This is a genomic window from Ruegeria sp. BB5, from assembly GCF_056539405.1.
Genome location: NZ_JBQFUX010000009.1, coordinates 156,843 through 177,564, shown reverse-complemented (window position 1 = coordinate 177,564; position 20,722 = coordinate 156,843). Strand labels below are relative to the sequence as shown.

Genomic DNA, 20,722 nt, shown 5'->3' with positions numbered 1-20,722 from the left:
ACCCGGCTACGCGATGCGTTGCGTCACGTGGCGGATTGTCCGGCAGAGACCCATATGGATTGCCCAAAGTTCAGGCGCCTCATGGAGTTTGCGTCGCGTTCCGCCGCCACTCAAAAGCGATGAAAGCGCCTGCTCAGACTGATTGCAACCACCCAGCAATAGGCCAATCTCTTGCTGCGATCTGGCTAATTGAACAAGTGGGTTCGGAGTGAACATGCGGTGGCAGACATTTGATCCGCCCCGCCCGAAACGTGGACACAGCTGCCGTTGACCATGACGCGACCAACAGCAGGTATTCAAAGCAGGCGTGTCGCCATACCACCATCAACAGCTAACGGAGAGCCAGTCACGAAACTTGCTCGGTCCGACAACAAGAACAAGGCTGATTGAGCGATCTCGGTCGGTTCAGCCATGCGCTTAACGGGATGTAAACCCGCGATTATGTCGTGCGTCGCCGGGTCGTCACCCGCCATGTCAGTCTTTGTTCCGCCCGGCAGAACTGTATTGACGCGAATGCCTTGCGCCGCATGATCCGATGCCAGCGACTGTGTAAATCCTATCAGTCCTGCTTTCGATGCAGCATAGGCCGCCATGCCCGGCATGCCGCCGTTGCTGAAGCCAACAAATGTTCCCGTAAAGACGATTGACCCACGGCCACGTCTTTGCAAAGCGGGAAGCTGGGCATTGGCCGCAAGGAATGCACTGGTAAGGTTGGTTGCAAGGACAGACTGCCAGTTGCTTAGTTCCATTTCCGGAATTGGACTCATATCACCCACAATGCCTGCATTGTTGAATGCGCCATCGAGGCCACCAAACCGTTGTTCTGCCAAGTCAACCAGGCCCTTGGCAAATGCCTCATCGCGAACATCACCTGCCAGATAAACGGCGCGCCCATTGCTTTGCTCTATCTGCTCAACAATTGACTTCAGCCGCGCCTCTCTACGCGCGCCCAAAACGAGGTTTGCCCCTTCTGATGCAAACAAAAGCGCTGCGGCTGCACCGATTCCGCTGCTCGCCCCGCTGATGATGATCGTTTTGTCTTTCAGTTCCATGGTCATGCCTTTCAGTTTCTGCATGCCAGTCAGTTAAGAAAAAACATCCGTGCTGAGCGATCCGTTTCCTGTGCTTGTCGGGCGGCCAATATCGAATGAGCAAGAACCGGGTCGGCAGACAACCTTCAAACGGAAACCGTCATTTGCGGGTCCCGCAGCACTCGGTATTTTGCTCTCAACGATGCCAATCCCCCCTTCCCGTGCGATCTCTGGCCTCATCAGTGTTGGCCAATAACACGCGCCTATCACTTTTTGATCAGGCTCACGGGCCGATGCCTCCTGGACCGCAATAGAAGTAAATTACCGCGCGTGCTAAGTCGCTTTTTGCGCCAAGCGTAACGATCGCGATATTCAATGACGGCAACTTTAGGCATCAAGCCTCGCTTCGGCATCCCAGAACGGTCTGTCCTTCCCGATCCGTTCGGCGAGGAAGTCCACAAAGGCGCGAACTTTCATTGGCATATGGCGTCGCTCGGGGAATACGGCATAAAGCGCCTGTTCCGGAAATGCGTAATCCGGCAAGACCCGGACCAGATCGCTGGTGGCCAAATGAGCACCCGCCACAAAGGTCGGCAACCGCCCAATACCAAGTCCGTCAAGCAAGGCAGCGCAAAGCGTCTCGCTATTGTTGATGCGCAGAGTGCCTTTGGTGCGTACCCGCAGTTCACCATGTGGTCCATGCAGCACCCACTCCATCGGATCGCGTGAATAGGCATAGTGAAGGCAGTTATGCGTCAGTAAGTCTTCAGGTTGCTGTGGATTACCCCGCCGCATTATATAATCCGGCGCGGCGGCAAGGACACTGTGGATAGGCGCCAGCCGACGCGCGATCATCGCAGAGTCAGGCAGGGTGCCGGCCCGAACGGCCATGTCCAACCCCGCATCGACCAGATCAACGACCCGGTCATCCATAGTCAGGTCCAGTGTGATATCAGGATAAGTGGTCAGAAACTCGGTGAGCATCGGTGCAATATGCAGCCGTCCAAAGGACATGGGCGCACTGATCTTCAGATGTCCGACCGGGTGACCCTGAACGGCCGCAACCGCGTCTTCCGCTTCCTGCGCCGATCCAAGCGCCTGTATTGCGTGCGTCAGGTAGATTTCACCGGCTTCGGTCAGCGAGATGCTGCGCGTCGAGCGATGAAACAGTTGGGTGCCAAGATGCGCTTCCAGTGCGCCAATCCGTTTGCTGACGGCTGATTTGGTGATCCCCAATCGCCGCGCAGCTGCAGCAAAACCACCGCATTCAGCCACAGCGACAAATACGGGGATAGCTCCGATTTCGATCATGTTACTCTCGTATGGTCAACTTTTTCTCACCCTAATGTAAACCTGGTAGCCAATTATCATGCCATTGGAAACACACTAGGTCGTCCTCAACACATGTTGGATGGAGACGGCCATGCCCAAAATGCTCATCAACGGAATTCTGCGCGACAAGCCATCGCAATCCGACGGGCGCTTTCACCGGTTGCCCAGTTCCTTTCGTGGCTGGATCAGTTCGGACGCTGAGGCAGACTTTCCGACCGCGTCTGGCCGCTATCACCTATATTTTTCCAAGGCCTGCCCATGGTGTCATGGTGTCGACCTGGTTTTGGCACTCAAGGGGCTGCGCGAGGTAATTAGCATAACCTGGATGGACTCGGTGATGTCTGAGGACGGTTGGGTCATCAACCAATCCGACTTTGACGAGTCCGCCGGTGTGCCACGTGATCATTACCTCTATCAAGTCTACCAACGCGCTGTGCCCTCTTATACCGGCGCGATTACGGTCCCGGTGCTGTTAGACAAGCAAAGCGGTCAGATCATCAGCACCGAATCCGCCGACATCATGCGGATGATCGACACTGCCTTCGTCGACGCGGCCATTCTGGACCTCTATCCAACCGAATTCGCCGCTGAGATCGATCGGCTGGCTGAAATGATCCAGGCCCCCATTCGCAACGGTGTCTATCGCGTCGGTTTTGCCACCACGCAGGAAGCATATGACGAGGCGATCCATCAGCTTTATGCAGGGCTGGATACCGTAGAAGCAGTGCTGATGACGCGGCGATACCTGGCTGGAGCGGTGCCGACTGAGGTTGACCTGAAGCTCTTTCCGACGCTCCTGCGGTTTGATCCTGTCTATGTGACCCATTTCAAGATCGACTGGAAACGGATCTCGGATTATCCGGCCCTTTCGCGTTATCTGGCGGACGTATCAAGTATATCGGGCGTGGCTGAAACCATCGATTTGCAGCATATCCGCGCCCACTATTTTCTCAGCCACCGCCACATCAACCCGAGTGGCATCATCCCGATCGGGCCGGAGCTGACGAATTTCATTGCAGATCTGACAAAGGGTGCCGCGTGATGCCCCGCTTTGCCACAGGCCTTCCGCCGACTGCCCTGATCATCGCGATCGGTGCGCTGGTTGGGGTCAGTTTTACATTGTCCAAATATGTAGCCATAGCAGGTAGCGCGCCACAGCAAGCTTTGTTCGGGCAACTTCTGGTCGCGAGCGTTGTTCTATTCACCATCGTTGCGATCACCGGTAACCGCCCGCCACTGCATCGCAAGTACCTGTTCTACTACTTGGGGGCGGGGATTTTGGGCATCAGCGGTCCTGCATTGATCGGCTTTACAGTACTAGGCTACGTCTCGACCGGCTTCTACTCTGCGCTGGTTACACTGTCGCCGCTTTTCACTTTCGCGATCACGGCCTTGGTCGAAAAGAGAATGTTACCGTCATACCGGCTGATCGGAATCCTGATCGGGTTGGTCGGCATCAGCTTTGCCACCCATAGCGGCTTTGACCTGTCGGGCGTTGCGCCGCGCTGGATCACCGCTGCGCTGGCGGGTCCTCTCCTGCTGGCAATGGGCAATGTCTTTCGCAGTCGGGCCTACCCGCAGGGTGCTGATCCCATAGCGCTGGCGGCCGGAACACTGGGGCTTCAACTGTTGCTGATCGGTTTTCCGATCATTGTAAGTGGTCAGATCGCGCCCGGTTTGATGCCAGGTCCTGGACCGATTGCCGCGTTAACCGGGATCGGACTGATCACCGCACTCAGCTATGTGCTGACTTTCGAAGTCCAGCGGCGCACTGATGGCGTCGGATTTGCTCAGGTCGGATATTTCGCCACTCTTTTCGGCATTGGCTTCGGGGCTCTGGCCTTTGACGAACCAATACACCTCACATTAGTCGCGGCGCTCGCGGTGCTGTTTTTTGGGTTGGCCATAACCAACGGGCACATCCACCTCAACCACCTCTGGCGTCTTGTGTCCAAAACACAAGCCAAAGCGCCGCTGAACGTCACAACCTTCCTATCATCTGCCAAGGAGAACAAGGATGCAGATCACCACTGAACACAGCTCGCCCCATACAGTACTGGTTGCCGGGCTTTATGCGGCCGTCGACGCAATGAACGCCAGCGACGTCGTTAGCTATTTGACAGAGGACGTTACATTTCGCCTCGGGAATTTCGACCCGATCAACGGGCGCGGGCCTGTTGAGCATGCCAACGAAAGTTTCTTTCAGACCATCGCCGCCATGCGTCATACGATAACCGGCATCTGGTCCAGTGGGAGCACTGTGTTTTGCGACGGCACGGTCCACTATACACGCAAGGACAGCAGCGAGCATGAAGTCCCCTTCGCCACACGACTTGGCCTACAACAGGGAAAAGTGGCTGATTACGTAGTCTACGTGGATATTTCAGGACTCTAGAGGGATTGATGGTGGTACAGATAAGCGGCTTCGACTCCCTCAAAGCCGCTACAAACCACCATACCGTATTCAGTTCAATCAACGACGATTTCGACAAGAAGCCAGAAGTAGGACCAGAAATGTCAGGTTAAGCACCGCATTGAACGGCGCACCAACCAGGATTGAGAAAGTGCTATCGGTGCAAAACCAGGACCATGTTGCAACCCAGGTTACTCTTTGAGCCGCATCCGGGGAAATTGGCGCAACATATGTACCTAATGCCCATGACATTCCGCCGAGCCCGACGGTCAGCCCACCGGTGATGGCCAATAGCAATGGCGACGGTATCGCCATGTCGGGCGCAACCTCCTGCATCGGCCAATAGGCAACCTTAAGGAAAAGGTGGGCGACGGGATGCAGTATCGATAACCCTGCCAAAGCAAAAAGCGCTCCCGCTCCAATCAGGATCCATCCTGAACGACGCATGGCAGATTGTTGTGATGTCATGTTTTCCTCCTAATTCACTTGATCTGTCATGCGCGGTCAGGAGTATTCAAAGCAATTACCTCAGAGGTAAGTGATCTCTGACAATTGATTGTGTAAGTTTACCTTATGACTTCTTACTCAGTTCTATTGAAGGAATGGCGCAAGCGCCGTCGGATGAGCCAGCTCGATCTAGCTGTTGAAGCCGACGTCAGTGCGCGACACATATCGTTTCTAGAGACCGGACGTTCCCGACCCAGCCCTGAGATGATCGTTCATCTTTCAGAGGTTATGGAAGTACCCGTTGACGCCAGGAATCAGATGATGCAGGCCGTCGGTTTCGCGCCGAGATATGCGGCGACGCCGCTTGACAATGCGGCGATGGAACCCATTCGGAACGCTGTCACATGGACGTTGGAAAGACATGCCCCCTACCCGGGTCTGGTGCTTGATCGTCTTTGGCGGGTTGTAGAATTAAACGGTCCCGCTGCGGTGCTGTTTGCACCTCTCGGAATGGCTGCAGGAAATAGCCTCCTCGAATTGCTGACTGGCCCTACGATGGCACAGGTTGTTGAAAACTGGCCTGAAGTGGCGCATTACACTATGCTTCGCCTTCGCGCGGAAAGTGCAGCGGCAGGTGGCATACCTGATTTGGAGGTTGCGATAAGAGAACTGGCGGCGCACGCGCATGCACCAAGTGACGCAATAGTGGGACCATCCATTCCCACGGTCTATCGATTTGCAGGACATCGCCTTTCGATGTTCGGAACGATAGCGCAGTTCAGCACTGTAGCCGACGAAACGCTCGACGATCTAAAAATTGAATTGTTCTTCCCGTCTGATGAACAGAGCGCTGTCTTGCTGACGGCGCTCACCAGTCAGCCACAGGATCTCCAACTGCCGATATCAAGCTGACTTTGTGTCTCCAAACGGTCGGAATTTGCCTAGTTGGCCTAACAGTTTGAAGTTGTCTCGATACTTGCTACCTCTTCCATGCGGTTACCTCTGCATTTGCCGGTTTTGTTGGTTGATCTCGTCGGCCTGCGCAACCTCTCGAGAAAAACTTTCGCGAAATGCCGGTGAAAATTGCGCAACTCGATTGAGATTCAGCTGTCCTTGCCACGCAATGCAAACTGATTTGTTGAGCACCCATGTCACAAACTCCACGCCTGCCGCGTCCTGTTTCTATACACCCGAATACAGGAGCACCTCATGCAATCCCGTCTCAACCATTTCGCCGTTGCCCCGCAACTGATGCAACCAATGCTCGACATGGAGGAATGCCTCAAAACAGCGGGCCTTGAGCACAGTCTCATCGAATTAGTAAAATTGCGCGTGTCGCAGATCAATGGCTGCGCTTTCTGCATTCATATGCACACCCATGACGCGCGTGCGCAGGACGAGAGTGAAGACAGGCTTCACTTGCTGAATGCGTGGCGAGAGTCGTCTCTTTATTCCGAGCGTGAACGCGCCGCTCTTGCCTGGGCCGAAACGCTGACCCGCATCGAGCAGAATGGTGCACCGGATCACACCTATGATGAGATGGCCGCTCAGTTTTCAGATCAGGAAAAGATCGCCCTGACGCTGGTAGTGACAACGATCAACGCCTGGAACCGCATTGCTATTGGGTTTGCAACGCCACATCCTGCCGCCAAGGAGGCCACGGCCGAATGAGTCATATAACTTCACTCGACAACGACCAAACATTTGTCGATCTGCGACCGCGCTTGTTCGCGGTCGCCTATCGAATGCTGGGCACCGTTAGTGACGCAGAGGATGTAGTACAGGATGCATTTTTGCGTTGGCAGAAGGTTGATCATGCTAGCGTGCGGGACGCGACTGGGTTTCTGATCCGAGCGGTCACGCGGTTATGTTTGGATCACATGCGGGCCGCGCATACTCGACGCGAAACATATCCCGGTGAATGGTTGCCGGAACCACTGATCACAGATGATGCCACCGAGCGACTGGATCGTGACGTCTCGGTGGCACTCCTTCTGGCGCTGGAGCGGCTGACACCTCTCGAGCGGGCAGCCTTTCTGCTCCACGATGTATTCGAGCAATCATATGACGAATTGGCACAGGCATTGGAACGCACACCTGAATCCTGCCGCCAGCTTGTTAGCCGAGCTCGGAAACATGTGCAGCGCAACAAACCTCGAACGCAGGTTGAGCCGCAACAAGGCGAAGCCATCGCGAAGGCATTTTTCATGGCCGCCAAAAGCGGCGACACCGACGTTCTCGCCAAATTACTTGCGCAAGACGTAAGATTTGTTTCGGATGGCGGCGGCAAAGTATTGGCGACACTCAATCCGATTTTGGGCAGAGACAAAGTGATGCGGTTATTGTCTGGACTGGCGCGTAAATACACTGATCAACCTGCCCAGCAATGGCAATTCTGCCACCTGAACAATCTGCCTTCGATCCTCAGCCACGAAACGGGCGACATTTTGCAAACCACGTCGTTGGAGATAGAAAGTGGGATGATCACAGCGATCTACGTCGTGCGTAATCCAGAAAAGACTCGTCATCTGTCTTTCGACGGACACACTCCCATCAATGGCGGCCTATCAGACTAGGATGATTACATCGGCCCAAAGCGGTCACGCGCTCAGGTGTCGTGATGCCGCGGTGCGGCTCGTCGTTGCAGTCATTCGCGGCAACAGCGAAATCAAGTCATAAGCAAACTCACACGTCGCGGGAAAGCCTGCTATTCAATTGTCGTTCACGCCTGAGGGCTCATACGGCCGAAACATGGGAACCCATCGCGGCACCTTCGCCTTGTACCGCAGGTAGTCCTCGCCAAAGCGTCGTTCCAGCCGCGGCTCCTCTACGAATTTGAAGTAAAGTGTGTTGAGGAGAAAGAACACTATCGCCCAACCCAACAGGAATGGGCTGCTCATTGCCACTGCTTCCGCCATTACCATTAGAATAACATATGAAAGCATGGGGTTGCGCACATAGCGGTATGGTCCACTGACCACAAATCTTTGAGGTGGGTCCCACGGTCAGGAGTTCCGTATCCCTCAAGAACAAACAGTTTCATCGTGTTCGCGGCTAAGGCAAGCGCGGGGACAGCAAACATCGCTGCCGCAGCTCAATGCAGACGCGTTCCCACACTTGCACCAAAGGGCCATTGGTCGCTGAAACATTGGATCAAAATTGGGATGTAAATCAGTGCTGTACCCGGAAGGATAAGTACCGCTTTAGTCATGCGCAAAAACATAGAGGGATCTTACCACAGCTTGTCGATCGTATTCTTCGCAACCAGACCCAGTGCGACGTCGGATTGGCTATAGTAAGTCCTTGGATCAGAACCAGAAATACTTACAACCTCTCAAAAATTGTCGAGGTTGGATGGTGTATTGTCAGAGGTATTTGCTCAATTGCGACCAGAATATGTACATTTGAAACCACCGCTACGGCGAGATTGGCATTAGTCTGGGAAAAACCAGGACGGGTCGCCATGCTAGGAAATTTTCAGGGAACTACGTTGGAAGAATGTGACCTTCTGATCTGCAATGCCTCGGTAATTGACGGTACCGGTGGTCCGGTCTGCAAAGCAGACGTGGCGATCTCAGGAGACGAAATTGTCGGCGTAGGGCAGCTGAACGGTATTCATGCGCAGGCAGAAATTGATGCAGCGGGCCAGTGTCTCGCCCCCGGTTTCATTGACGCACATACACATGACGACTGGGCGCTTCTACGCACCCCGGATATGCCGTTCAAGGTGACACAAGGTGTTACCACTGTTATTGCCGGGAATTGCGGGATCAGCGCCGCTCCATTTAGGGTGCAGGAAGATCTGCCAGACCCGTTCAATGTCACCCCGGACGTGCAGTCAATCAGCTTTAAAACCGTCACCGAGTATCGACGCGCGATCAAGGATGAAGCGCCCGCCGTCAATGTGCGACTACTGGCCGGGCATTCATCACTACGTGCCACCGTAATGGGGTCGGATTTGGAGCGTGCCGCGACCAGTGCAGAAATCAATCGAATGGCAGAATTGCTTGATAAGGCGCTGTCCGAGGGCGCGGCCGGGCTTTCCAGTGGATTGGACTATCCCGCCGCGATGGCGGCTCCTGGGGAAGAAGTTGTGATGTTGGCACGGGTGCTACGCCACCACCCGAACACCGTTTACACAACCCATGTTCGGGACGAAGGTGACGGCGTGATCGAAGCCATCAAAGAAGCCCTGACCACTGGACAACGCGCCGATGTTCCCCTGATCCTGTCGCACCACAAATGCGCAGGTTCTCGCAACTTCGGCAAAAGCAAAACGACGCTAGCCATGATTGACGCGGCCCGCGCGAAAGCAGAGGTCGCCATGGATGTCTACCCCTATACCGCTTCGTCTTCTGCTCTGATGGAGCGATTCATTGATGCCGCTAAAGACGTGATTGTCATCTGGTCCGCCCCGCACCCGGAGGTTGGAGGGCGGATGCTTGATGACATTGCTGCAGAATGGGGCGTGTCGCGGGAAGAAGCCTGTACAAAGTTGAAACCCGCTGGCGCTATCTATTTCGACATGGACGAAGAGGATGTACAGCGGATCCTACAACACCCGGCGTCGATGATCGGATCGGATGGGCTGCCTGGCACCGAAAAACCGCATCCTCGGCTCTGGGGCACGTTTCCACGGGTCTTAGGGCATTACACCCGGGATCTGAAATTGTTCTCGCTGGCACAGGCTGTGCACAAGATGACCGGCCTGACCGCAGCAAAGTTCGGCCTGACCGATCGCGGAGAAGTTGCAGTCGGGAAAAAGGCAGACCTTGTACTGTTTGATGCAGAGACAATCTCGGATGTGGCTGATTTCGACGCTCCAGAGCAGCCCGCCAAAGGCATTCATTACGTTTTTGTAAACGGGCAGGTCACCCTTTCTCAGGGGCACCAGACCCACACGCGCGCAGGTCGCTTCCTGAACAACCACAAACAATAACGGGGAAAAACATGAGCAGAACAATCTGGCTGAACGGGACATATATGCCCGAGGAAAAAGCGCAATTGCCAATCTTTGATCGGGGCCTGCTGTTTGCTGACGCTGTATATGAAGGCTTTGGCATTCTGGACGGGCAGATCATTGATTTCCATTACCATATGCAGCGTCTGAACCGGTCGTTGGCCGAGTTGGAAATGCGGCCACCGATGAGCGAGGGTGCGTTATATGACGGGCTGATGGGGCTGATTGCGCGCAACGGGGTGGAGGAAGCGTTTCTCTATCTGCACGTCACCCGTGGCGCGCATGATCGCGATTATCTTTACCCCGGCGGCCTGTCACCCAACGTTTTTGCCTTCACCCAGCCGCTGCACGGGGGGCTGGCCGCCGATCCGCCGCAACCTCTGCGACTGGCCAGCGCACCGGATATTCGCTGGGCACGACGAGATATCAAGACCAGCAACTTGTTAGGTCAGGTTCTGGCGAAAGAAATTGCCCGCAAGGCCGGTGCGGATGAGGCGCTTATGATTGCGCCCGATGGCACAGTGACAGAATGCGGGGCAATGTCGTTTTTCATCGTAAGAAATGGCTGCATCTACGCCCGCCCCCTCAGCCGTGATATTCTGCCAGGGATCACCCGCCAGACCATGCTACGCGTTGCCGACGACCTGGGGCTGAAAGTGGTCGATGCCACCTATACGCTAGACGACGTCTTCAGGGCGGATGAAGCTTTTGCCACTGGCGCTTCCAGCTATGTTCAGCCGGTGCCCGAAGTCGATGGCCGACAAATAGGTGACGGTGAGACGGGCACTGTTACAACCTTGCTGCGCCGCGAATATCTCAAAGCCGTGCGCGCCTCCTTCCGACACAACCGCGCCAGTCTTCAATAGATAGCAACAGCTAGGCGTTCGCGGCCCATAAGAGACATTTATCGCTGTCTCCAACGCTGCGGTGCGGCCTCTCCAGACCAGCATTCGCCGCAGTTGCAAAAAAATGTGCACGCGAACACGCGGATTACTCAACTAAACCTGCTGTTAAAGGCAATCACCTCTAGGTCTGCAACCACTGAGGACACTTATCCGGAGGTTTGACCAAGTCCTGCCTGATGATAAGTCGCAATCACTTCAATGATGGTCCGTATGGCGAGTGGCTTGTGCTTTGTTGGGGGCGTCATAGCATAGATGCCGCCTGAGCGGAGCGACCAATCCGGCAGGAGGCGGACCAGTCGGCCCGCGGCCACATCGTCATAGACAAGAAAATTCGGCAATATCGAGAAACACGCGCCAGCGGCGATGGCTCTGCTTATCGCTGGGGATGTGTTGAGTTTGAAAGACGAGGTGACGGTAATGTCCTGAACCTTGCTACCTTTCGAAAACCGCCACTTGGTCGCATTTTTGAGCGCGGCGTTAGCAACGAAAGAAAGTCCAGCAAGGTCATTTGGCTCTGCGGCACTTTGAGCCAATCCGGGTGACGCAACCACCCATTCCTCAAACGTCCCGACTTTGCGCATTTGATTTGACGAGTCACTCGGCCATCCGACACGGAAGCCTAGGTCAAAGTGGTGTTCAACCGGGTCAAGTCGATCATCGCTGAGGTGAAGATCAATCGTGACACCTGAGTTATCCTGAACAAACTGCGCCAATAGCGGAGCGAGATGCAGCGTGCCGTAATCAACTGGCGCTGTTATTCGAAAATGCCCCTCCGGGATCGCTTTACCAGACTGGACCTCTGCATAAGCTTCTTCGGCTTGGTTTAGCGCTGCCTTGGCTTGCTCGTAAAACCGCAGTCCCGCATCTGTTGGGTGCATGTGGCGCGTGTTGCGATGCAAAAGGGCCGTGCCCAGTTCTTCTTCCAGGGTCAGAATTTGCTTGCTGACAACGGCTTTACTTATACTCAACGCTTTTGCTGCGCCGGTGATCGTACCCGCGTCTACCACGGCGACAAAGTAGCCAATCCTGTTGAAATTCACGTTTTTCAATTGTCACCTTTTAACTGACAGTCATTCCACAAACTGTCTCTTTAGGTGACGTTATGTGGTCACTAGGTTTTCTGCAACAATTGAAGGTTTTAACGTAAGGCGAGCTGACCGTGTTTCTCCATGCCGAAACAACTGAAATCATCGGTCTGTCGGATTTCTACAAAACGCCGACGGTTGTCCCCCATCTGGCTGCTTAGGAGGAAACTCATGAAAAATCTAATTGCAATATCAGCAACGTTGCTTGTGGTGAGCGTTCCTGCCTTTGCGGGCGAGGAAGAGAACAAGGCGGTTGCCCTGCGGGCTCTGACAGAGATGTTTGATGCTCAGAACGTTGAATTGATCGATGAGCTTTATCATCCGCGCTACATTCAGCATTCACCGTCCATCGCCGATGGGCGTGAAGGTATCCGGGCAAGCGTGATCTGGATGAAAGAAAACGGCAAGAAACCGCAGCGTGAAATTGCGCGTGTTCTGGCGCAGGGAGATCTCGTCGGCGTTCAGGCACGAGTAATTATTGGCGATGAGACCGCCATCGTTGGAGACATCTTCCGTTTTGAGGACGGCCAGATCATCGAACATTGGGATACGTCTCAAACCGAAGTTCCCCAATTCGAAACTGCCAACGGTAATTCCATGATCGACGGTGGCGGAGATGTAGACAAATACGTCTCAAACATGGATCTAGCGCGCAACACGATGAACGCGGTCGAGTTCTTTGACCGCGGGATCGCCGGGGACATCGAAACTCTGAAGCGGCTCTTCGGTGCGGAGTATATGCAGCATAACCCGAGGGTCCCGAATGGAACCGAACCCATCTTTGGCTTTTTCCAGGATAGTGACGGCACACTTGGCAATGTTACTGTGCATCAGACAATCTCTGACGGTGATCTGACCATGGCGCTGGTAGAATATGCCGATTGGGGCAATGCGGTGATCGAGATTGTGCGTCACGATGACGAAGGCAAGATCGTGGAGCATTGGGATATCGCACAAGAGATTCCGGCTGCCGAGGACTTCGCCCACGGGAACAGTATGTTCTGATAAGGCAGGTGGCCGAATACTGACTGAATTAGTCCGAGAGGAGCCAGACATGAAAGCCAGTAAATCCACGCGTCGCAACCTTTTGACCGGATTTGCCGCTGTAGCCGGAGGGGTCTTCTTTTTGCGCCGGGCTGACGCAGCAGAAATGACGCCTCGCGCCGCCGAAGGGCCATTCTATCCAACGCCTTCCATGCGGATGCCGGATGTGGACAACGATCTGGTCAAGGTCATGGGGCTCGTGGAAGAAGCCGGCGGAGAAGTGATCACACTGAAGGGTCGCATCACAGACAGAAATGGCGCGCCTCGGTCAGGACACAGGATTGAAATCTGGCAATGCGATCTCAACGGAAAATACCTCCATCCAGGAGACGGCCGCAATGTGGTCTATGATCGGGGCTTTCAGGGTTTTGGTCATGACATCACCGACGAGGATGGCCGCTACAGTTTCCGCACGATCAAGCCCGGTAAGTATCCGGGCCGTACGCCCCATATCCACGTAAAAGTCCTTGATGGCGATACCGAACTGCTCACAACCCAATTCTATGTGGCCGATGAGCCCGAAAACAAACGCGACAGCCTTTACCGACGCCTTTCAGACGAACAAGCTGAATGCGTTTCGATGTTTTTTGTTGAAACGGACTCCGGAATCGAAACTGAAATCAACCTGCAGGTTTGAAGGTTCCGGCTAGAAGCGGCAGATATTTGCGCGCCTATGGCATAAGGCACACTCGGCTCATTTAACTGGGCTGGAAGTCGACGTCAAAAGCGGCGCAACATATTCAACTGGCGGGAGAAAAAAGGATTTCTCGAAATCATAGTGCCACTGAAAAGCGCTTCGATGAAGTCCACTCCATGATACTCATCTGTAAACAGAGGAGATCCGTATACAGACTGAGTCGAGATTCACCGAACTTCTTGGTATCGAATATCCAATCGTTCAGGCCCCGATGATCCTTCAAAAACCGCTGGTTCCTCTGGCGTCGGCCGTAAGCAATGCTGGCGGGCTGGGTTCGCTGGGGTGTGCCGAAATGTCGATCAACGAACTGGAGCAAAGAATATCTGAGATGAAGGCGGCAACCGATAAACCGTTCAACCTCAATTTCTTTCTACATGAGGCTCCAACCTTTGATCCTGTGCTCGACGAACAGGCGCGTTCACTCGTTTTGCCGTTTTATCAGCGGCTCGGTTTGGAGATGCCCACAAACACTTCAGATACAGAGGCAGAAACCTTTGTCACCGACAAGCTTGCGCTCCTCGTTTCCGAAACGCCTGCCATGGTTAGCTTTCACTTCGGGTGCCCTCCGACCCAGGTTGTTGAGGCCTTGAAAGGCGCTGCTCAAATCAATTGATAAAAGGGACTGGGTTCGGCCCAGAGTCGACATTCAACCTAATGCCGTGGTGTTGCAGTCGCAGCCATAAAACCCGCCGTTCGCTGCGTGCGCAATATATCGATGCGTATAAACACACAGTACGCGGGACAAAGTGAGCTTTAGATACGTTGCTCACGCCACGCCCAGCGGTGTCATTGGCCCGAATGAAGTCGAATGCTGCCGCCAGAACATCCAAAACCTCGAAGATTGGCTGGGGTGCCTGCTTGAGTGACGCTGCTGCAGGACGATATATACAAATCGAATTTCCTGATTGTATGATTCAATAACCGGCCCACCTGAATAGCGGCCAGAAACCGGAAGGTAGCCTTGCTGAATTTGACGATTCCCATACCCTTGATATTGGTCGCCGTTTTGCCCGCCGTTCTGGATCGGTGCTCTGGTTCAGACACGAGCGTGGCCCTGGGCGTACTGGCCCGCGACCGGGTGGCTTTGACTGCGACGGCCAGTGAAATCGTTGTCGACTTACCGATCGCCGAAGGAACTGTCGTCAAAGCAGGAGATATTCTGGTTCAACTCGATCCAACATTACAGACTGCCAAGCTCAGCCTGGCACAGGCCGAGCTTCAAAAGGCGCAGGCCACGCTGTTGAAGCTACAAGTCGGACCGCGGGAAGAAGAGATTGCAATTGCCGAAGCCAAGGTCGCAGGTGCTGTTGCGCGACTGGTTGACGCCGAAGCCATCTATGAAAGAAACGCCAAACTGGTCGAAAACTCGGTCGTCACCGAAGCACAGGTGGCAAATGATCTGGCCTTACGCGATTCTGCGCGTGCCGAGTTGGCCAGCGCTCAGGAATCTTTGAAAGAGCTGCAAAACGGCACCCGTCCCGAAGATCTTGCTGTCGCCGAGGCCAACGTACGTGCAGCAGAAGCCACGGTTGCTGCCGAGCAGACCGTGTTGGATGACCTGACAGTTGTTGCGACCCGCGATGGTGTACTGGATTCACTGCCTTGGAATCTGGGCGAGCGGGTAACATCCGGCAGCCCGGTTGCGGTTATGGTCACCGGTCAAACACCCTATGCGCGTGTCTATGTGCCCGAACCGCATCGCGTCAAACTAAAGCCCGGCGATAAACTGAGAGTGCGCATTGACGGACTCTCCGATCCATTGGACGGCGTGATCCGCTGGATCAGCGACGATGCGTCGTTCACGCCATATTACGGGCTGAACAAGGATGACCGTACGCGGCTTGTCTATCTCGCCGAAATTGACCTGCCAACCGCATCGCCGGACTTACCCGCCGGAGTGCCTGTGCAGGTTCCCTTACCATGAGCGACATCGTTGTCTCGACGAAAGGCCTGACCCGCCGGTTTGGGGAAAACACAGCGGTCAACAATCTGGACCTTGAGATCAGAACGGGCCAGATCTACGGGTTTCTTGGCCCCAATGGCTGTGGCAAGACCACTACCATGCGCATGTTGACCGGCTTGCTAACCCCCAGCAGTGGAACGATCTCGGTTTTGGGGCAGTCCATGCCCGAAGCGGCGGAACCGTTGAAGAACGAGATTGGGTATATGACCCAGATCTTCTCGTACTATCGCGATTTGACCGTTCTTGAGAATCTACGGTTCGCGGCGGAAATTTACGGCGTTCCGGCTAAATCAGCCGCGGACCGGATTGACGAGTTGCTGCACACCTATGACCTGACAACGAATGTGCATCAGCTAAGCGGCAGCATGAGCGGCGGACAACGACAGAAACTGGCGCTGGCAGCAACCGTCATGCATCAGCCAAAACTTCTGTTTCTCGACGAACCAACGTCGGCCGTTGATCCCGAAACCCGCCGCACGTTCTGGGAGCAGCTGTTCGATCTGGTCGATCAGGGTGCGACGATGATTGTGTCGACCCATTTCATGGACGAAGCAGAGCGTTGCCACAGGCTGGCGATACTGCAGCACGGCGTAAAAAAGGCGGATGGGTCACCCCGTCAATTGATGGATGATCTGGACGCCGATGTTGTAGAGGTGGAAGGGCCGGACCTGAGAAAAGTCAAGCACGAGCTGGATGGCAAATCCAAAATACTATCAACGGCTCAGGTCGGCTCGCGGCTGCGCGTGCTGGTCGACAAGTCCGAACCTCGGCCAGTTGATATGCTACGCGCCCGGCTTGATGCGTTTGCGGACCTGTCCCTGACGTCTCAACGTCCAAACCTTGAAGACGTCTTTGTCAGCGCAACGCGGGGGCCGGAACAATGATCTCGCCGCGTCGTATCACAGCCGTTTTGAAAAAAGAGCTGCTTCAGCTGAGGCGAGATCGAATGACCTTTGCCATGGTTGTCATGATACCACTGATCCAACTGCTGCTGTTCGGCTATGCGATAAACACAAATCTGCGTCACGTACCCGTCGCACTGGTGGATCAATCCCGAACTGAACTGTCGCGCACGTTGGCGCAGATTGTTCAGGCCACGCAGGTCGTAACAATCACCGAGGAGTTGACCAGCCCGCAAGAGGCCGAACGCGCGATCACCGAATCTCGCGTACGCGCCGCTCTAATTATTCCTCAGGATGTGAGCCACCGCCTTGCCCGAAGCCCTTCCGTCGGATTGGGATTGCCCGACGCAACCAACCAGACCAGCAGTCGGCCTGTTGCCCATTGGATCGTGGACGGCTCGGACACGATGGTCGCCAGCGCGATAAAGTCCCTGCGCACGATGCCACTGACCGAGTTGCTCAAGCAACCGCCCAACCGACAGGTGCCTACGTTTGAAGTCACGCTCTACTTCAACCCCGAACAGCGGTCGGCGGTGAACATCGTACCCGGTTTGGTTGGGGTTATCCTGACCATGACAATGATCCTGTTCACCTCGGCCGCTATCGTCCGTGAACGCGAGCGGGGAAATATGGAGATGTTGATCAACACACCGATCAAGTCCATCGAGCTGATGATTGGCAAGATCATACCCTATATCTTCCTGGGACTGCTGCAGGTCGCAATCATCCTTGGCATCGGGCACGTGTTGTTCGATGTCCCGATCAATGGTGGGTTGGGCGTTCTTCTTGTGGTGACACTGCTTTTTATCATTGCCAGCCTGTCGCTAGGGTTGGTCATTTCAACACTTGCACAGAACCAGCTTCAATCGATGCAGATGACCATTTTTGTCCTGCTGCCCTCGATCCTGATGTCCGGGTTCATGTTCCCCTTCGACGGCATGCCGCGACCTGTCCAAACCATCGCACAAGTCCTGCCGGCCACGCATTTTATGGACATGATCCGCGGCGTGGTCCTGCGAGATGCTTCGCTCTATGAGTTGCGATGGGGGATTCTCTGGATGATCGGGTTTGCAGTATTCGGATTGTTGGCGGCAACTCTGAGATTCAAGAAACAGTTGGATTGAATTGCGGCCCGTTCCGAACGTTCGTCGATTTTGACGTTACAGCATTGCAGCCTCCCGATAGCGGAAGGTGCACACGCCGAAGGTATTGAAAGAGGCCTATCGGCTCAGCAGAAAAACGCAGCGCACCCATTCGGGCACACGACGGTTAGCCAAGGAAGATAAAAATCATGGGAAAAGGCGCAAAGGCAATCGCTACCGCCAAATCAAAACCCAGAAAGGAAAACCTATGGCTGGCCCCGGCCAGAAAGGCGAGTCCCCCGCTCCCTCCGAAATCCGCGACTCTTTCCTGATTAGGAAATTTGACGACGAACTGCTGCTACATCCCAGAAAGGCCTGCATTGGTGTTTAGTAGGAACTGGCGAAAAATTGGGCTGCTTGCCGCCCCAATGCCACGGGCGTTTTCTCCGACTGCTGCGGCTTCCACGACCGGAGGGATAAGACCGCGTTTGTCCTGGTTGACCAGATAGCGCCGAACCCTTGCCACCAACTCTTCTCTTACGTCCGGCGGAAACGCCCCGTCGATGAAAATGGCCTCGAAGTCGATGACGGCACAAATTGAAAGAGAAGCCTTGGCCAACTCCTGCGCAGTCGCTCCAATCCACGGCTCGACATACCGTGTGATGCTGGTCCAGTCCTGCGGCTTCTTCCAGAGAATCGCGGGATCGACGCCCCCTTCGATCAGCCTGTCCTCAAGCAGAAACAGTGAGGCGGTGTCGATCAGTTGCTGGCTTTCACCCAATGGGCCCGTCGTGCGCATCGCGCCCAAGGCACCAGCATTGCCTTGGTTGCCCTCAAACACGGTGCCGTTCAACGCGACTCCGCCGCCGATCATTGACCCAATGAAGAAATAAAAATAATCGCGATACTCAGCCCCACGACCATATAGATGCTCCGCGTGACACGCAGCGGTCGCGTCGTTGACTACAAAAACCGGCAAGTCGCTGAACTTGGCGACCTCCGAGAAGAAGTTAACGTTTTTCCAGGAACTAAACTTCTTGGCGGCAAGCCCAGACAGGTCGTGCCATTTCCAAAGTTCGAACGGTGTGCCGATTCCAATCCCGCATACGCGATCACGAAGCCTTTGCGGTTCGTGAGCCAGTAGCGTTTCCAAGCCAGAATCCAAAAACCCGAAAACGGCCTCTGGCAACGGATAATCATAGGTTGTGGAAAGTTGGCGGCGCGGCCTGCCTGTAAAGTCGATCAAAAGCAGATCGGCACTGCGTCGCCCTATCTTCATCCCGACTGACAAGATGCCTTCCGGGTTTAACTCCATTGGGATCGAGGGCTTCCCAACTTTTCCACGCAACGGGGCTCCGCGTTTGAGAATCTGGTCTTTTTCGAGCTTGCGCAAAATGATTGAAACGGTCTGTGGAGACAGACCTGTCAACCGCGCAACGTCAGCACCCGCCGTAGGCCCATGCCGTTGTAAAACTGTCAAAATCAGACGTTCGTTGTGGTCTCGAACACCGCTTTGACTTACGCCTCCTGTCAGCATTCTCAGCGCGTCTTTCTCCATAACTCAAAACATAACCACCTTGTTTTACTATGGAAAGGCGGTCGATCAAATTAATAAATAAACTTTATTTATTTATTGACAGAGAGACCAGAATCACAGTTTCTTGAATGAGACCTTCATTAGAGGATGGAGGTAGGCCTCGTTGGTACGCCGCTCGGGGCAACAAATATTTCTGGGAGGACAAATATGAGAAATCTATTCAAGATTGCCGCATCTGCGACTGTGCTCACGATGGCAGCGGCCTCTGCTCAGGCAGCCGGAGAAACCGTCTGCCTGATCACGAAGACTGACACCAATCCCTTCTTTGTAAAAATGAAAGAAGGCGCGACGGCCAAGGCTGAAGAGCTTGGCATGACGTTGAAAGCCTTTGCTGGTAAAATTGACGGCGACCACGAAACTCAGGTTCAGGCCATTGAAACTTGCATCCTCGACGGTGCAAAGGGAATTCTACTAACGGCATCGGACACGAGCTCGATTGTTCCAGCGGTCCAACAAGCGCGGGATGCAGGACTTTTGGTTATTGCGCTGGACACACCGCTCAGCCCGATCGATTCAGCTGATGCAACTTTCGCAACGGATAACTACAAGGCCGGACTGTTGATCGGGCAATGGGCAAAGGCCAAAATGGGTGACGCTGCAGCGGACGCAAAAATCGCGACGCTTGATCTGAATGTCAGCCAGCCAACAGTAGACGTTCTGCGCAATCAGGGCTTCCTTGACGGATTCGGAGTGGACTTGGCTGATCCCAATGTCATTGGCGACGAAACGGACGCGCGGCTGGTTGGTAGTGACGTGACCGACGGCAACGAAGAAGGCGGGCGCCGCGCCATGGAAAACCTTCTGGCCAAGGACTCGACGATCAACGTTGTGCATACGATCAATGAACCGGCAGCGGCGGGCGCTTACGAGGCCCTGAAATCCATTGGACGTGAAAACGATGTTCTGATCGTTTCAGTCGATGGCGGGTGTCCCGGCGTACAAAACGTTCAGGCCGGTGTAATCGGCGCCACAAGCCAGCAATACCCCTTGCTGATGGCTTCGCTTGGTGTTGAAGCCGTAAAGAAATGGGCAGACGAAGGCGTGAAGCCTGAAAACACACCTGGAAAAGACTTCTATGATACCGGTGTGGCGCTGATTACTGATCAACCCGCCGATGGTGTTGAATCGATTTCAGTCGCAGAGGGCCTGGAACTCTGCTGGGGCTAAGTACAAGCCCATTTGGTGAGGCGCTCCTATGAGCGCCTCACCATTGCTTTAACCAGCAATCCGATACTTCCTGTAAACTGATCTCGTGAACCCAATG

21 protein-coding genes and 1 pseudogene are annotated in these 20,722 nt (G+C 54.6%); 15 read left to right on the top strand and 7 right to left on the bottom strand.

What is annotated here, in order from left to right; all coding sequences use genetic code 11:
- Window positions 1-296 precede the first annotated feature (296 nt).
- Both ACR0DL_RS18045 and ACR0DL_RS18040 read right to left on the bottom strand, forming a co-directional pair.
- The gene (locus tag ACR0DL_RS18045; protein WP_170351281.1) at window positions 297-1,052 is read right to left on the bottom strand and encodes an SDR family oxidoreductase; all 756 of its coding nucleotides are present in this window, start codon (window positions 1,050-1,052) and stop codon (window positions 297-299) included.
- Window positions 1,053-1,418: 366 nt separating this feature from the next.
- Complete coding sequence (locus tag ACR0DL_RS18040; protein ID WP_480690600.1) at window positions 1,419-2,342, bottom strand: LysR family transcriptional regulator; 924 nt, start codon at window positions 2,340-2,342, stop codon at window positions 1,419-1,421.
- A 112-nt stretch (window positions 2,343-2,454) separates the two neighbouring features.
- Between ACR0DL_RS18040 and ACR0DL_RS18035 the strand changes: the two genes are divergently transcribed.
- The 3 genes from ACR0DL_RS18035 to ACR0DL_RS18025 are packed head-to-tail and all read left to right on the top strand — an operon-like array spanning window position 2,455 to window position 4,758.
- Entirely contained in the window at window positions 2,455-3,405 is a 951-nt protein-coding gene (locus tag ACR0DL_RS18035) for a glutathione S-transferase family protein (RefSeq protein WP_480690598.1), read from the top strand.
- A complete protein-coding gene (locus ACR0DL_RS18030; RefSeq protein ID WP_480690596.1) occupies window positions 3,405-4,397 on the top strand; it encodes a DMT family transporter in 993 nt (330 codons plus the stop codon). The genes ACR0DL_RS18035 and ACR0DL_RS18030 overlap by 1 nt, the downstream gene beginning before the upstream one ends.
- Window positions 4,381-4,758: a nuclear transport factor 2 family protein gene (locus ACR0DL_RS18025; protein ID WP_480690594.1), complete on the top strand. Its 378-nt coding sequence runs from the start codon at window positions 4,381-4,383 to the stop codon at window positions 4,756-4,758. Before ACR0DL_RS18030 ends, ACR0DL_RS18025 begins: the two co-directional genes overlap by 17 nt.
- A gap of 78 nt (window positions 4,759-4,836) precedes the next feature.
- On the opposite strand, the gene ACR0DL_RS18020 is transcribed toward ACR0DL_RS18025, so the two are convergent.
- Window positions 4,837-5,244, bottom strand: coding sequence for a hypothetical protein (locus tag ACR0DL_RS18020; protein ID WP_170362711.1), 408 nt, complete (start codon window positions 5,242-5,244; stop codon window positions 4,837-4,839).
- A gap of 105 nt (window positions 5,245-5,349) precedes the next feature.
- On the opposite strand from ACR0DL_RS18020, the gene ACR0DL_RS18015 reads away from it, so the two are divergent.
- From ACR0DL_RS18015 to ACR0DL_RS18005, 3 genes are all read left to right on the top strand, one after another.
- Window positions 5,350-6,135 carry a helix-turn-helix domain-containing protein gene (locus ACR0DL_RS18015; protein WP_480690592.1) on the top strand — a complete coding sequence of 262 codons (786 nt, stop codon included), beginning with the start codon at window positions 5,350-5,352 and terminating at the stop codon, window positions 6,133-6,135.
- Between the two features lie 297 nt (window positions 6,136-6,432).
- Window positions 6,433-6,894: a carboxymuconolactone decarboxylase family protein gene (locus ACR0DL_RS18010; protein WP_170351267.1), complete on the top strand. Its 462-nt coding sequence runs from the start codon at window positions 6,433-6,435 to the stop codon at window positions 6,892-6,894.
- Entirely contained in the window at window positions 6,891-7,799 is a 909-nt protein-coding gene (locus tag ACR0DL_RS18005) for a sigma-70 family RNA polymerase sigma factor (RefSeq protein ID WP_170351266.1), read from the top strand. The genes ACR0DL_RS18010 and ACR0DL_RS18005 overlap by 4 nt, the downstream gene beginning before the upstream one ends.
- 135 nt (window positions 7,800-7,934) lie before the next feature.
- Here ACR0DL_RS18005 and ACR0DL_RS18000 read toward each other — a convergent pair whose 3' ends face one another.
- Window positions 7,935-8,204 (bottom strand): methyltransferase family protein, encoded by a 270-nt coding sequence (locus tag ACR0DL_RS18000; protein WP_480690590.1) that lies wholly within the window; start codon window positions 8,202-8,204, stop codon window positions 7,935-7,937.
- A gap of 482 nt (window positions 8,205-8,686) precedes the next feature.
- Here ACR0DL_RS18000 and ACR0DL_RS17995 point away from each other — a divergent pair, with 482 nt between their 5' ends.
- A complete protein-coding gene (locus ACR0DL_RS17995) occupies window positions 8,687-10,162 on the top strand; it encodes an N-acyl-D-amino-acid deacylase family protein (RefSeq protein WP_480690588.1) in 1,476 nt (491 codons plus the stop codon).
- 11 nt (window positions 10,163-10,173) lie between these two features.
- Complete coding sequence (locus ACR0DL_RS17990; protein ID WP_480690586.1) at window positions 10,174-11,049, top strand: aminotransferase class IV; 876 nt, start codon at window positions 10,174-10,176, stop codon at window positions 11,047-11,049.
- Window positions 11,050-11,234: 185 nt separating this feature from the next.
- On the opposite strand, the gene ACR0DL_RS17985 is transcribed toward ACR0DL_RS17990, so the two are convergent.
- Window positions 11,235-12,128, bottom strand: a complete 894-nt coding sequence (locus ACR0DL_RS17985; RefSeq protein WP_480690611.1) for a LysR family transcriptional regulator — start codon at window positions 12,126-12,128, stop codon at window positions 11,235-11,237.
- 216 nt (window positions 12,129-12,344) lie between these two features.
- On the opposite strand from ACR0DL_RS17985, the gene ACR0DL_RS17980 reads away from it, so the two are divergent.
- The 6 genes from ACR0DL_RS17980 (at window position 12,345) to ACR0DL_RS17955 (ending at window position 17,903) form a co-directional block, all read left to right on the top strand.
- The gene (locus ACR0DL_RS17980; RefSeq protein WP_480690584.1) at window positions 12,345-13,178 is read left to right on the top strand and encodes a nuclear transport factor 2 family protein; all 834 of its coding nucleotides are present in this window, start codon (window positions 12,345-12,347) and stop codon (window positions 13,176-13,178) included.
- Between the two features lie 49 nt (window positions 13,179-13,227).
- On the top strand, window positions 13,228-13,854 hold the full coding sequence (locus ACR0DL_RS17975; protein ID WP_480690582.1) for a dioxygenase family protein: 627 nt from the start codon (window positions 13,228-13,230) through the stop codon (window positions 13,852-13,854).
- Window positions 13,855-14,056: 202 nt separating this feature from the next.
- Complete coding sequence (locus tag ACR0DL_RS17970; protein ID WP_480690609.1) at window positions 14,057-14,527, top strand: NAD(P)H-dependent flavin oxidoreductase; 471 nt, start codon at window positions 14,057-14,059, stop codon at window positions 14,525-14,527.
- A gap of 348 nt (window positions 14,528-14,875) precedes the next feature.
- Window positions 14,876-15,838 carry an HlyD family secretion protein gene (locus ACR0DL_RS17965; protein ID WP_302477203.1) on the top strand — a complete coding sequence of 321 codons (963 nt, stop codon included), beginning with the start codon at window positions 14,876-14,878 and terminating at the stop codon, window positions 15,836-15,838.
- Window positions 15,835-16,761 (top strand): ABC transporter ATP-binding protein, encoded by a 927-nt coding sequence (locus ACR0DL_RS17960; protein WP_170351262.1) that lies wholly within the window; start codon window positions 15,835-15,837, stop codon window positions 16,759-16,761. Before ACR0DL_RS17965 ends, ACR0DL_RS17960 begins: the two co-directional genes overlap by 4 nt.
- Window positions 16,758-17,903 (top strand): ABC transporter permease, encoded by a 1,146-nt coding sequence (locus ACR0DL_RS17955; RefSeq protein WP_170351261.1) that lies wholly within the window; start codon window positions 16,758-16,760, stop codon window positions 17,901-17,903. Before ACR0DL_RS17960 ends, ACR0DL_RS17955 begins: the two co-directional genes overlap by 4 nt.
- A gap of 316 nt (window positions 17,904-18,219) precedes the next feature.
- Here ACR0DL_RS17955 and ACR0DL_RS17950 read toward each other — a convergent pair whose 3' ends face one another.
- Window positions 18,220-19,176 (bottom strand): ROK family protein, encoded by a 957-nt coding sequence (locus ACR0DL_RS17950; RefSeq protein ID WP_480567371.1) that lies wholly within the window; start codon window positions 19,174-19,176, stop codon window positions 18,220-18,222.
- A 60-nt stretch (window positions 19,177-19,236) separates the two neighbouring features.
- A pseudogene (locus ACR0DL_RS17945) lies at window positions 19,237-19,398 on the bottom strand (winged helix-turn-helix domain-containing protein); the annotation flags it as partial.
- A gap of 252 nt (window positions 19,399-19,650) precedes the next feature.
- Between ACR0DL_RS17945 and ACR0DL_RS17940 the strand changes: the two are divergent.
- Entirely contained in the window at window positions 19,651-20,625 is a 975-nt protein-coding gene (locus ACR0DL_RS17940) for a sugar ABC transporter substrate-binding protein (protein ID WP_254428641.1), read from the top strand.
- The last annotated feature ends 97 nt before the right edge of the window (window positions 20,626-20,722 follow it).